Source organism: Bradyrhizobium manausense (assembly GCF_018130615.1).
GTDB classification, from domain to species: domain Bacteria; phylum Pseudomonadota; class Alphaproteobacteria; order Rhizobiales; family Xanthobacteraceae; genus Bradyrhizobium; species Bradyrhizobium manausense_A.
Genome location: NZ_JAFCKB010000019.1, coordinates 15594 through 28594 on the forward strand (window position 1 = coordinate 15594; position 13001 = coordinate 28594).

Annotated in this window: 10 protein-coding genes; 9 read left to right on the forward strand and 1 reads right to left on the reverse strand. The window is 61.6% G+C overall.

The window, feature by feature from the left end; translation table 11 throughout:
* Positions 1-6: 6 nt before the first annotated feature.
* Positions 7-1044 carry a response regulator transcription factor gene (locus JQ587_RS37080; protein ID WP_212427489.1) on the reverse strand — a complete coding sequence of 346 codons (1038 nt, stop codon included), beginning with the start codon at positions 1042-1044 and terminating at the stop codon, positions 7-9.
* Between the two features lie 638 nt (positions 1045-1682).
* Between JQ587_RS37080 and JQ587_RS28295 the strand changes: the two genes are divergently transcribed.
* The 9 genes from JQ587_RS28295 to JQ587_RS28335 all read left to right on the forward strand — a co-directional run bounded on the left by JQ587_RS28295 (position 1683) and on the right by JQ587_RS28335 (position 12980).
* Complete coding sequence (locus JQ587_RS28295; protein ID WP_212427490.1) at positions 1683-2969, forward strand: ABC transporter substrate-binding protein; 1287 nt, start codon at positions 1683-1685, stop codon at positions 2967-2969.
* Positions 2969-3745: an ABC transporter ATP-binding protein gene (locus tag JQ587_RS28300; protein ID WP_212427491.1), complete on the forward strand. Its 777-nt coding sequence runs from the start codon at positions 2969-2971 to the stop codon at positions 3743-3745. Before JQ587_RS28295 ends, JQ587_RS28300 begins: the two co-directional genes overlap by 1 nt.
* Positions 3742-4509, forward strand: coding sequence for an ABC transporter ATP-binding protein (locus JQ587_RS28305; protein WP_212427492.1), 768 nt, complete (start codon positions 3742-3744; stop codon positions 4507-4509). The genes JQ587_RS28300 and JQ587_RS28305 overlap by 4 nt, the downstream gene beginning before the upstream one ends.
* Positions 4510-4512: 3 nt before the next feature.
* The gene (locus JQ587_RS28310) at positions 4513-5394 is read left to right on the forward strand and encodes a branched-chain amino acid ABC transporter permease (protein WP_212427493.1); all 882 of its coding nucleotides are present in this window, start codon (positions 4513-4515) and stop codon (positions 5392-5394) included.
* A gap of 3 nt (positions 5395-5397) precedes the next feature.
* The gene (locus JQ587_RS28315; RefSeq protein ID WP_212427494.1) at positions 5398-7047 is read left to right on the forward strand and encodes a branched-chain amino acid ABC transporter permease; all 1650 of its coding nucleotides are present in this window, start codon (positions 5398-5400) and stop codon (positions 7045-7047) included.
* Between the two features lie 63 nt (positions 7048-7110).
* Positions 7111-9432: a N,N-dimethylformamidase beta subunit family domain-containing protein gene (locus JQ587_RS28320; RefSeq protein ID WP_212427495.1), complete on the forward strand. Its 2322-nt coding sequence runs from the start codon at positions 7111-7113 to the stop codon at positions 9430-9432.
* A gap of 79 nt (positions 9433-9511) precedes the next feature.
* A complete protein-coding gene (locus JQ587_RS28325) occupies positions 9512-9877 on the forward strand; it encodes a N,N-dimethylformamidase alpha subunit family protein (protein ID WP_212427496.1) in 366 nt (121 codons plus the stop codon).
* A gap of 59 nt (positions 9878-9936) precedes the next feature.
* Positions 9937-12273: a N,N-dimethylformamidase beta subunit family domain-containing protein gene (locus JQ587_RS28330; protein ID WP_212427497.1), complete on the forward strand. Its 2337-nt coding sequence runs from the start codon at positions 9937-9939 to the stop codon at positions 12271-12273.
* 11 nt (positions 12274-12284) lie between these two features.
* A complete protein-coding gene (locus tag JQ587_RS28335) occupies positions 12285-12980 on the forward strand; it encodes a glutathione binding-like protein (protein ID WP_212427498.1) in 696 nt (231 codons plus the stop codon).
* Positions 12981-13001: the final 21 nt, after the last annotated feature.

Sequence of the window (13001 nt, forward strand, 5' to 3'; positions counted from 1 at the left end):
GGCCGATCAATGGCCAGCGAAGTTCCGAGACCGTCGGGAGGGGGACTCCGCCAGCAGCAGTCCTTCGGACACCGCAAGCGCCGCCAGGCGCGTGCGCGAGTCGCAGCTCATCTTTGCGAGGATATGCTCGATGTGCGTCGAGACCGTGCGGGGCGACACGAAGAGTTGCTCGGCGATGTTGGGATTTGACGCGCCGCTGGTCACGAGATGCAGGATCTGTATCTCCCGGAGCGAGAGATTGTACGGCCAGCGAATGCATTGTTCTGTGATAAGGAGGATGTTTCCGCGGCAGGGTGTGATCGTAACCTGGTGACAGCGGCCGGCCTCGTCCGGCCAGACAAAGCGTTGAGCGCTGGGCGATTTCGCCTTCTCCAGCACGAGCCGGCGAAGCTCTCCACCTTCGCCGAGATAAGGTCCTGGATTACGGTTGGGGAGGTGGAATGCAAACCCGTTCGGGGAGACCGCGATGGCATAGGCGCCTGGTGCCAGCTCATCGGCCAGCAGCTGTGGTGTCCTGAGCTGATCGCAGATGTTCAGCAGAATCGGGCGGAAGCGCTCCGTTATCTCGCGGTGCTCGTCCTTGGCGTGCGCCTCCTTGGACCAGCTCATGTGGATGGCCCCAATGTAGCGGCCATCCGCGACGCGCAGACACATCGTAGAGCCTTCTCTGAAGCCATCGGGCATTAGGTATTCTTGAGCGGTGAATGTATCCGGCAAATAGAGATTCCAGTCACGCTTGTAGTCCCGCCAGCGCAGCGAATGCGTGTCTTTCTCGCGAGCGATCGCGTAGGCCGGGCAGGAGTTCGGGAATCCGTCGAGCACGTAGGACATCGTTCTGTCCGTGTACCCGTCGGCGGCAAGAGGGCGATGGGTTCGGGATATCGGGTCCATCGCGATCAGGGCGATGGCCTCGCTCCTAACGAACTCGCGTAAGAGACGGGTCACCTGCGTGGCCTGATCGACGATCTGATCATTCAGGGCTGCCGCCGGTGTATCGAGCCGCACCGTCGCTGACGTCATATGGTCGATCGCTACCGATTTCACGGTGAGCCTCCAACTCGTGAAAGATCCTGCCGACGGTTCGTGATCGAATCTTCTTCTTGGCCGCTAACGATCCGTTAGACCAGCGGCATTGCGGATCCTCAGCGGAGCAAGGACCGCGCCAAAACGATGCGAGCTGCCACATCACGACGGTGGCCATTTGCTCTGCGGATCTCGACCACCCCGGATCGAGCCGAGACGCCGGGCCGAAACTTGCAATGCATGTTAGAGGCGGTCACTCCTTTAGTCAAAACAGTGTCTCGCTTCACCTCGTTCGGGCCAGCAATTCTGACGCAAGAGGACCTCAGCGCCATCGGCTGATGAAAATCTGGGCGTAGCTTGCTGCCCAAGTCGTCACCCTGCGCCCTGTTCGCACCCGCAGCGTCGGTCCTGGATTGCGCCGAGGCCGTCCAGATCAGGCTTCAAAATCGGTCAGCTGACGTATTGCTGAAAATCGGGAGAAAACCGAGGTTCTGGTCCATGCGGTTCGGCCAAAACCACATGTCAGTCCGTGCGGTACGGATCGAGGCCGCTACCACCCGACGGTGCCTGATTGCATCGTCTTAGCGTTAACAGAAATCCGGCCTGGCCTCGGTCGCGATGCCGAGGACCCGCGCGCGATTGCAGGAGAGGTTGCTCGGATGATTTCCAAACTCACCAGGCGTTCAGTGACCGCGGGCATCGGCGCCGCCGCCATGGCCGCACCGTTCGTTGGACGGTCGGCGCTTGCCGCCCAGCCGATCGTTCTCGGCGTTCCCTACTGCCAGACGGCTGCAGCCGGTGTCGCGGATCATCAGGACTTTCTGAACGGGACGACGCTCGCGATGGAGGAGATCAATGCCGCAGGCGGCATCCTCGGCAGGCCGCTGAAGCTGTTCACAACGGACATGAACGTTCTCTCGCCGGAATCCTCCAAGCAGGCGCTGGCCGCCTGCGTTGATGCCAAGGTCGATGCGATCTCCTTTGCTTTCACGCTTGTCCCCTTGCCAGCGATGGACGCGACGGTGAAGTACAAATGTCCTTACATCAACGGCAATGCGCAACGCGCCGGCACCTCTGCCGTCAAGGAGCAGCCGGACAAATACAGCCACATCTTCCAGTTCTGTCCGTCTGAGGTGAACTACGGATGGAGCTATGCTCTCTGGCTGGAAGACCAGGAGCAGGGGGGCGTCTGGAAGCCAAAGAACCGCAAGGTTCATATCATTCAGGAGCAGATCGGTTACTGCCAAACGATATCGCGTGCGGCACAGGAAGCGATCAAGCGACGCGGCAAGTTCGAAGTCGCTCGCATTACCGATATCCAGTATCCCGTGCAGGACTGGGCACCGGTCATTCGCGAGATGAAGGAGGTCGATGCTGCCGCGATCATGGTGGACCATTGGGTGGCTGCTGAATACGCCGCCTTCTGCAAGCAGTTTGTGGCAAGCCCGGTGCGCGATTCGCTCGTCTATCTCCAGTACGGCCCCTCGCAACCGGAATTCCTCGAGCTTGCTGGTTCGGCGGCGAACGGCTTCGTCTGGGGCACGACCATGGGCATCTATGGTGACGAAAGGGGGCTCGCCTACAGACAGAAGTACAAGAAGCGTTTCCCCGGCATTGCCGGGCTTGCCTATACCGGCATTGCCTACGATCAGACCTACTACCTCAAGAAGGCTTGGGAAGCCGTCGGCGATCCCCGGAAGTTCAAGGAGGTCTGCGACTGGATCCGGGCCAACCCGCAGCGCGGTGTCTGCGGCTACGTTGACATGGGCAACCCATATCAGGAAGCGCGCCATTTCCCGGACAATGGCGGCGACGAATTGCAGGCGGGGAAGCTCGAGGCCGGCGTCGCGCAGCTCTATGTCCAGATCCAGGGTGGCGAGCACAAGATTGTCTATCCCGGACCCGTCTCGGAAACAAAGCTGCACTCTGCGCCGTGGTGGAACTGATGCTCAGACAGATCTCCCGAAACGGTACGGGAGAACAGGGCGGAAAGGCCGCCCTGTTCTCCTGCAGCGGCATCTCGCTCGATCTCGGCGGTCGCGAGATCCTCCGCGATATCAACCTTCATGTTGAGGCCGGGGAAGTGCTGGGCATCATCGGACCGAACGGTGCGGGCAAGACCAGTCTGTTTGAAATCCTGTCTGGCCGTATGCCGCCAAAGAGCGGCTCGGTGTGGTTCAAGGGCGAGAATGTTACGGGCTTGCCATTGTATTCCCGCTCGCGCCTGGGGATCGGTCGCACGTTCCAGACGCCGGTCGTCCCTGACGAGCTGACCGTCGGCGAGACGTTCAAGGCGGCGCGTCAGGCTCATCGTCCGTTTCTCACCAGGTTCGATGCCGAATATGGCGCCTACCTCGTCGGTCTGAAGATCAATGACGACACGCCGGCGACGCAGCTCGAGACCTTCAACCGGCGCAAATTGCTGCTGGCCTGCCTGCTGATGCGCCGGCCCTCGTTGCTGCTGCTGGATGAGCCGGCGGCCGGGCTGATCAATTCGGAGGTCGACGAGATCGATACTCTGCTGCGGATCCTCGCCAAGGAAATGAACATTGCGATCCTCATCGTCGAGCACCGCATCGAGCTCCTTGGGACGATCGCCGACCGCATTCTGGTGATGGATGCCGGGGAGGTCATTTCCGAGGGCCTGATGGACGACGTCATGGCGGATCCGAAGGTCCACGCGGCCTACTTCGAGGATTTCAGCGAAGAGGCCGATGCATGAATATCTCCGTGAGCAACCATTTGCCGGGCGCTCCGGCCCGTCAGCCGCAGCGCGAGGTCCTGAACGTCAACGGACTGTCCGCGGGCTATGGGCCGGTTCGCGTCATCCACGATCTCGACCTCGTCGTCCAGTGTGGGGAGCGGATCGGCATCGTCGGCCTGAATGGCCACGGCAAGTCGACTCTGTTCTATGCAATCGCCGGACTTACCGGCTGGCAGCGCGGCTCGATCAAGCTCAACGGCAGGGAGGTCGGTCGCACGCGTAGCCAGGGGCCGGGGCGCTACACCCACGAGATCGTGCGCGCAGGATTGGCGTTGATTCCGCAGGGCGACGAAATCTTCCATGGCCTGACCGTCGAGGAGCATCTCGATTCCGGGGCCTACACCGCGGCCGCCTGGCGCGACCGCGCCGCGCGCAAGCTCCGCATCCTGGAGATATTTCCACCGTTGCGGAAGCTGATGGGCGTACCCGTGGGGCGCCTGTCGGGCGGCGAGCGGCGCATGGTGTCGATCGGCCGCGGCCTGATGACGGATGCGTCGCTCTTCCTCGTCGACGAGCCATCGCTCGGGCTGGCGCCAAAGATCGGCAAGAGCGTGATCAATGCACTGATGGCCGTCGAACTCGGGAATGCCGCGATGATCATTGCGGAGCAGAACGTTGCGCTGCTCGAGGGACGGGTCGATCGCGTCATCGGCATGCATGTCGGCAAGCTCAAGGGTGAGGCCTCGGCGGCCCTCGCGTTGAACGTTTATCGAAAGGCGTAAAACGTGGATATCTGGTTCATCGTCAGCAACACCATCCTCCTTGCGTGCATTTACGGCACGCTTGCGATCGGAATTTCGATCACGTGGTCGAGCCTCGGCCTGCTCAACCTCGCCTACGGCTTCATATTTGCATTCGCGGGCTATGGCGCCTGGCTGTTTGCCCAGCATGTCTCCACATCGGGGCCTGCAGTGCTGGCCGCGGGTATCCTCGCAGGCGCCCTCGGGGGAGTGATCATCTGTGCGGTCGGGTTCATACCGATCCACGACAAACCAAACTTCACCATTCGGGGTCTGATTGCGACGCTCGCGATCAATCTGATCGGCACGCAATTCCTGCTCTGGTGGTTCGGCCCGCGATCGAAGAGTCTGCCGGAGATCTTCGGAAACTGGTCGCTGTCCTTGCCGGGCATGGTCTTCACGGCGGACAAGGTCGGGAACGTGGTGACATCCGTCCTGATATTGGCGATCGTTCTGCGGTGGATGCAGTCCAGCCGCCGCGGTCTCGAAATCCGCGCCATGATGATGAATCCGCATGCCGCATCCATCGTCGGCATCGGCGTTCGGCGAACCTCCTTCTATGTCATGGGCATCACGGGCGGATTGGCGGGCCTCGCGGCCGTTCTCCTCTCGCAGACCTACTACATCTCGCCGTTCGGCGGACTGATGCCGATGATCAAGGGCGTCAGCATTGCGCTTTGTGGCGGGCTCGGCAGCGTGCGCGGCGCCGTCATCGCCGCCATCGTGCTCGGCCTGAACGAGGCGCTGACGGGCATATCGATCGGCGGCCGCTACGTTCTCATCACCCAGTTCGTTGTGATCATCGTCATCCTCTTGGTCCGTCCGCGCGGCATCGCCGGGCTGCTCGACAAGGCGAGGGAGGCCTGAGCAATGTCAGTTGATAGCGGCATCAAGTGGCGTAATCCGCTCTTCGTCTGGGGCGGCAAGCGCGACGTCGAAGAGCTCGCGACGATTCCGTTCCGCAGCCATCAGGAGGTCTGGGAAAGAACGCGTCGATCGACGACGAAGCTGAATCCCGTCGGCCGTCTGCGCTACTACTACAAATGGCCGAGCCACGGCGGAGCGATGTGGAATCGTCTTCGCTACTGGCCGACGCGCCGCCGCGTGCTTCGCCTGCGCGGGGAGTACAACCCGAAGACCTTGCGCGCGGAGAAGACGATCGTCGACAAGCGGCCCATTTGGTGGATGTTGGGGCTTCTTGCGCTGGCGATCGCTCCCCTGTACACGCCAGGCGATCTGCAGAACACGCTGCTGACCGCGGGAGCCACGTTCGGCATCTATGCCGCTATCAGTCTGTGCTGGATGCTCATCATGGGAACTGCGGGCGTCTTTTCGCTCGCCACCTATGCGGTCGTCGGGACGGCAGCGTTCGTCACGGCATTGCTTGCCGTCAAGTTCGCATTGCCCTGGTGGTTGTTGCCGCCGATCGGGGCTGTGGTGGGGCTGGTCTTCGGCGGCATCATCGCGCTGCCGGCGACGCGGCTCGACGGATTCTACTATGCGCTTCTCACCCTTGGGCTCAACGAGCTCTGCCGGGTCTACTTCGTGACGTCGAAGGAATTCGGGTCCGCGAACGGCGGCCTGTACGGCGCCACGACCTATATCCCGGAAGACTGGTCGCAATTGGGTCAGCTGCTCCTGGCGTATTACGCCTGCTTCGGCCTAATGCTGCTGGCTTTGGTGCTTTACCGGTTCGTCAACGGCCGCCGGCTTGGACGCATCCTGCGCATGGCGCCCGAAAAGCGCGAGGCCTTCGCCGAGGCGACGGGGGTCAACTTTCGTCAGGCGCGCGTCTGGGTGTTCCTCATCTCGTCGGCGGCGCTGGGCTTCATCGGTGGATTCTACACCTCGAATTTCGGCGGCGTGGCGTTCTCGATCTTCAACTTCGATACCGTGCTACTCGGCCTCGCCATGCTGGTGATTGGCGGCGTTGGACGTGCCGAAGGCGCGGTGGTCGGCACGCTCATCGTCGTGTTCTTCGACCAGGTGCTGAATACGTGGGGACCGGCTCGCTTCATGATCATCGGGCTCATCATGCTCCTCGTCGTCCTCTACCTGCGCAACGGGCTGTTCGGCATCAAGGCGCAGTTCCGTGCCTGGCGCGACAAGAAGAAGAGCGAGCGGCGATCGACCCGAGCGGAGAAGGGCGGCGAGATGCTACCCGAGGAAGCGACCGAGACCGAGGACAAGAGCGTCATCTATCAGCGGCGCCACGACAAGATGACCCGCGACCATCTCAAGACGCTGGTGTCGCCGGAGATCATCGAGGAGCATCGCCACTCTCTCAACGGGCAGCACAGCGAGGCGCTCGAGCGGCTGCTGATCTACTTCCGCACCCGTCCCCAAGTGGAGAAATACGCCATCATGGCCGTGGAGCGCTTCGAAGGCTATCGCATCGTCGCTCTATCCGGACATCGCGGCGTGGCGCCGCGTGTGGTCGAGGACAGGATCTACTCGACGCCGGATGAGGCCTGCCACGGCGTCTTCATGCGGCGCGTTCAGGATCTGCTGGAGTCCTGATCACGGATGAAGCGTGTCCGGCCTGCGCGGCGGACGTTGGGCTTGTAAAGGAGGGAGTTGGCGGTGACACCGGTCAGGCTTTTTGGCTACACGGACAGGATCTCGGTCAAGCCGGGTGAGACCATTCAGTTTCATGTCAGCGCCGAGGGGACGGATACGGCCGAGGCGCAACTGGTGCGTCTTGTCCATGGCGACCAGAACCCGGCAGGGCCAGGCTTCATCGAGGAAGAGGTGGCGTGCACCGCGAACGGCCGGTGGCGGGTCGAGCCGCAGTTCACCCAGGTAGGATCGTTCCTCGAAGTCGATGATCCGGAGGGCCGGCTGGCGTTCGCCAACAGCTTCACCCTGTTCGCGTTCATCCACCCGACCTGGCCCGCATCCGGAGAACGGCAAACGATTATCGGCCGATGGGACGGCGATCGAAAGCAGGGCTACGGGATCGGCATTGACGAGAAGGGCCATCTGCAGTTTTGGATCGGACGCGGCGAAGAGATCGAGCGCCTGACCGCCAACGTGCCGCTGCAGGTGCAGATGTGGTACTTCGTGGCCGCCACCTTCGATGCCGAGACCCGGCGCGCGACCTTGCACCAGGTCGGTGTCGGCAACAGGTACAACGGCCTGTTAGGCAAGGTCGCGCTGGTGGACTACGAATCCCGCAAATCTGCGATCTTCCGGAGCAAGCCCGGCAACCTGGCCTCAACGCCGTTTATCATGGCAGGCTCCCGTAGCCGCGACGCGCAACAGCGGGCGTGCGTGTCGGAACTCTATTGGGGCAAGATCGACCGGTGCGGCACATTTGACCAGGCTCTGCAGCCCGCCGAGCTCGACACGATCAGGAGCGGGCTCGTCCCTGCGATGGACAGCCTGGTTGCATACTGGGATACGAGCGCCGGATACACCGACCGCGGCATCGGTGATCTCGTGGTCGACGTCGGCCGGCACAAGCTGAATGCCCGAGGATACAATCGGCCCGTTCGCGGCCAGACCGGCTGGAACTGGGAAGGCTTCACCGATTGTTTCCGTCTGGCTCCGCAAGAGTTCGGGGGAATCGAGTTTCATGCCGACGCGCTGACGGATTGCAATTGGAAGGCGACCAAGGCTGTCGCCCTGCCGCACGGCCTCAAAAGCGGCTGTTATGCCATGAGGCTGCGATCTGGCCGGGGAAAGAGCCCGAGCGAGGAGCATGTCGTCTTCTTCGTGCGGCCGGGAAGACCGCGGGCGCGCATTGCATTCCTGTTTCCGACACTCACCTACCTTGCCTTTGCGAACGAGCGCCTGAGCTTTGATCACCCGGAGCGCGAAGCATTGACGGGACAGTCGGCTGTGCTGTCCGATATCGACATCGAGATGTATATGCGAGACGATTTCGGGCTGTCGACATACGACATGCACGCCGATGGCAATGGCGTGTGCTACAGTTCCTATCACCGTCCGGTCATGAACATGCGGCCGAGATACAGGATGCCGAGCCTCGATGTGGCTTCGGGATTGGCTGCGGACCTATCGATCATCGCATGGCTGGACCAGAGCGGCTTCGAATACGAGGTCCTGACCGACGAGGACCTGCATCGCGACGGGTCGGAGGCGTTGTCGCCATACGCCTGCGTGATCAGCGGCTCGCGCCCGGAATATTACACCGAGCGAATGCTGGATGCGACCGAGGATTATATCGCCGGTGGCGGTCGTTACATCTATGCAGGCGGCAACGGGTTCAACGCCACCGCCGGCATTCGCGACGGCGAGCCATGGATCATGGAATGTCGACGTCGCGATGATGGGTACAAGCCGTGGGTCTCCCGCTACGGCGAGCACTACATGGCAACGGACGGGATGCGTGGCGGTCCCTGGAAGGTGCTCGGACGGGCGACCCAGAAGCTGGTTGGCATAGGCCTGAGCAGCTCGGGCGCTGGACGAAGCGAACCGTACCGGAGGATGCCGGACAGTTATCACCGCACAGTGTCCTGGATCACCAAAGGTGTCGATGGCGAGATCATCGGTGACGCCGGTCTTGCCAATGACGGCGCCGCGGGGCTGGCGCTCGATTATTATGACCGCGCTCTGGGTACACCGCCGCATACCAAGATCGTCACCTCGTCAGGGGGCCACACGGACAGCTATGTCGTGAACCAGCAGCTCGTCCTCTATTCCTACCTTGGGCTCTATGGGTCGTATGACTGGCGGGTTCATGCCGACATGACCTACTTCACGGCCCCCCATGGCGGCGCTGTGTTTGCATGTGGCTCGGTCGCATTCGCGCAATCGCTGCCGATCAACAATTTCAGGAACGGCGCATCCCGCGTGCTGGCGAATGTCGTGGAGGCATTCGCCGGGGCCGGCAGGTTGCCCGGGTTCGCATGGGTCAACGAGGAAAAGCAGTGGGCTTGATGCATCCGTTAGGGAGAGCCGCGTCGGCACGTTCCGCGGCCGTGGCGCACGTCAAGCATTTGCAGGTGGAGAGCTGAGAATGCTGCCTCTCGAGTACGGCAGGTCCGAGGACCGCGACATCATCGTTCGGGATCGATTCGACGGCTTCCGCCGCGAGTTCCTGCGGACGCTGGTGAACCCCGAGGTCATCGAGGAGCACCGGCAATCGGCGCTGGGACAACACAGCGAGAGGCTCGAGCGATTGTTGATCTATTTTCGTCAACGCCCGCTTGAGCAAAGATATGCGGTCAGAGCAATCGAGCCGTTCCGGCGCTATCAGGTCGTTAGGCTCTCGGGACGTCGGGGTGTCCCCCCGCGTTTGGTCGATGATGCCATCTACACATCGGCGAACGATGCCCGTCACGGCCTGTTCCTGCGCTGCATCCGCGACCTTCTCGAAACCTAGCGCAACTCGCCTGCCGGGCAGGGCACCTTGTCCGGCTTCACGATGGGAAACTCCGCACCATGGCGCAGATCAAGATATTCGGCTACGCAGACAAGATCTCGGTGAAGCCGGGCGACACCATACAATTTCATGTCAGTGCCGACGGCACGTCGACTGCTGAAGCCCATCTCGTGCGCCTGATCCATGGCGACGAGCATCCGCATGGTCCGGGATTCATCGACGAAGAAATCGACTGCGCCGCCAACGGCACCTGGCAGGTGGAGAAGCAGTTCACGCAGGTCGGTGCCTTCCTCGAGGTGGCCGACCCCGATCGCAAGCTCGCACTCGACGGCAGCATCACGCTCTGTGCATTTATCTGGCCGACATGGCCCGATGTCGGGCATCGGCAATGCCTCCTGGGCCGCTGGGATAACGACAGGAATCACGGCTATGGTCTTGGAATCAATCCAAGCGGCAGGCTGGAGTTCTGGGTCGGTTGCGGAAACGAGGTCGACTATCTCCAGGCTGAGCTGCCGCTGCAGAAGCAGGCTTGGTATTTCGTCGCGGCCACTTTCGATGCGCGAAGCGGCCGCGCCACGCTGTACCAGGAAGGGGTCGTGAGCCGCTACAACAGCCTGCTCAGCAAAGTCGCGCCGGTCGAATACCGCTCGCATGTGTCGGAGATGTTTCGGTTCAGGCAGAACAACCTGCCCGATACGCCGTTCCTTGTGGCGGGCTCGCGCGACTGGCACGCGCTACGCGGGCATTTCGTCTCGCAGCTGTACTGCGGCAAGATCGATCGTTGTGGTGTGTTCGATCGTCCTTTGGATCACGAGGAGCTCGATGCAATCCGCTCAGGTGGGCAGCCCCCATTGGACGGCATGGTCGCATATTGGGACACAACGAAGGGGTATACCGATCGTGGGATCGGCGATCTCGTAGTCGACATTGGACCAAACCGGCTCGATGCGGAGGGCTACAACAGGCCGGTGCGTGCACAGACCGGCTACAACTGGAATGGCCGCAACGACTGCTTCCGGCTCGCCCCGCATCAATACGGCGGCATCGAGTTCCATGCCGACGCGATGATCGACAGCAATTGGAACGCCACAAAGACGCTCGAGCTGCCCGAAACGCTGCGCAGCGGAGCCTACGCGATGAGAGTACGCGGCGGCGACGGCGAGGGCCTGGCCGAAGAGTACATCGTTTTCTTCGTTCGGTCCCGCATGCCTACAGCGCGAATTGCTCTGTTGTTTTCCACCGCGACCTATCTGGCCTATGCCAACGAGCGCTTCGCGACAGACGGCCAGATCGTGCAGCCAATGGCGGGCCAGCCGCCGACGATCTCCGAGGTCGATATCGAGATCTACGAAAATCCGGAGTTCGGTGCGGGCTGCTACGACACGCATGCGGATGGCGCCGGCGTCTGCTACACGAGCTACCGTCGCCCGATGGTGAACATGCGGCCGAAATACCGGATCGCCGCATTCGACTTGCCGTGGAATTTTCCGGCAGACCTGTCGATCCTGGCGTGGCTTGAGCACAAGGGGTATGACTACGACGTACTGACCGACGAAGATGTACATCTGGAGGGTGTCGCAGCGATGGCGCCCTACGCGTGCATTCTGAATTCCACCCATCCGGAATATCATTCCGAGCGCATGCTCGACGCGCACGAGGATTACATCGCCGGCGGTGGGCGCTTCATCTGCATGGGCGCCAACAGCTTCTGCTGCAATGTGGCGTTTCGCGATGACGAACCGTGGATCATGGAGTGCCGCAAGACAGGTGGACACTGGATCGCCTGGGCGGCACGGCCGGGCGAATACTACCTCGCCACGACGGGCCAGATGGGTGGAATCTGGACCGGCTTTCAGCGCTGGGGGCAGAAGCTGGTCGGCAATACATTTGCCGGCGAGGGCTTCGCCCATAGCCAACCTTACCGGCGGATGCCCGACAGCTATGATCCTGCGCTCGCTTGGATCACCGAGGGGATCGAAGGCGAGATCATTGGTGATTTCGGCCTAGGCAACGGCGGAGCGGCGGGCATTGAGATCGACTGCTACAAGCTGGGGTTCGGCACGCCGCCCAACACTAAGCTCATCGCATCCTCGGGTGGTCACCCCGACAACTACATCGCCCACGACGAGGAGGGAGCCCACGCCCACCAGGGATTCAGCGGGACGCACAACTACATCCTGCGGGCCGACATGGTATACTTCGAGGCGCCGAATAATGGCGCGGTGTTTGCAACCGGATCCATCGCGTTCGGAAGTGCCCTTCCTATCAACGGCTTCGAGAACAACGTCTCGCAGCTTCTGAGCAACGTGGTGAACGCGTTCGTCAGACCGGGTCCGTTGCCCGGCTCGAACAGACCTAGGAAGAGCACAGCAGGGCTCGAACGAGTCGCCCCCTAGGAACGTCCCGAATGATTGACTTGCACTATGCGCCGACCCCCAACGGCTGGAAGATCTCGATTCTGCTCGAGGAACTGGGGCTGCCATATACCGTCGTGCCGATCGATATTCGCGCTGGTGAACAGTTCACTCCCGAGTTTCTCGCTATCAGCCCGAACAATCGTATTCCAGCGATTGTTGATCGCGCGCCTGCCGACGATGGCGAGCCCATCTCCGTGTTCGAGACGGGTGCGATCCTGATCTACCTGGCCGAGAAGACCGGACGATTCCAGCCAGTGGATGTGCGTGGTCGTACCGGGGTCTTACAATGGCTAATGTGGCAGATGGCCGGTCTTGGACCGATGCTCGGTCAGCACGGTCATTTCCGCCTCTATGCGCCGGAGAAGATCCCCTATGCGATCGACCGTTATCAGCGTGAGGCGACACGATTATATGGTGTGCTTGATGCCCAATTGGGCAAGACCGGACGCTTTGTCGCTGGCAACGAATACACGATAGCCGACATCGCTTGTTTCCCGTGGACGATGACCCATAAGGCGCAAGGCTTCACACTCGACGACTATCCGAACGTCAAGCGCTGGTATGCGGAAGTTCGCGAACGGCCGCAAGTGCAGGCCGGCCTTGCGGTCGGCAAATTCGTGAAAGAGCCGTTCTCCGACGAAGCAAAGCGAATCATGTTCGGCGCATCCAGGGTCGTCACGGAATGAACGGCGATGGAGGCCTCTGGC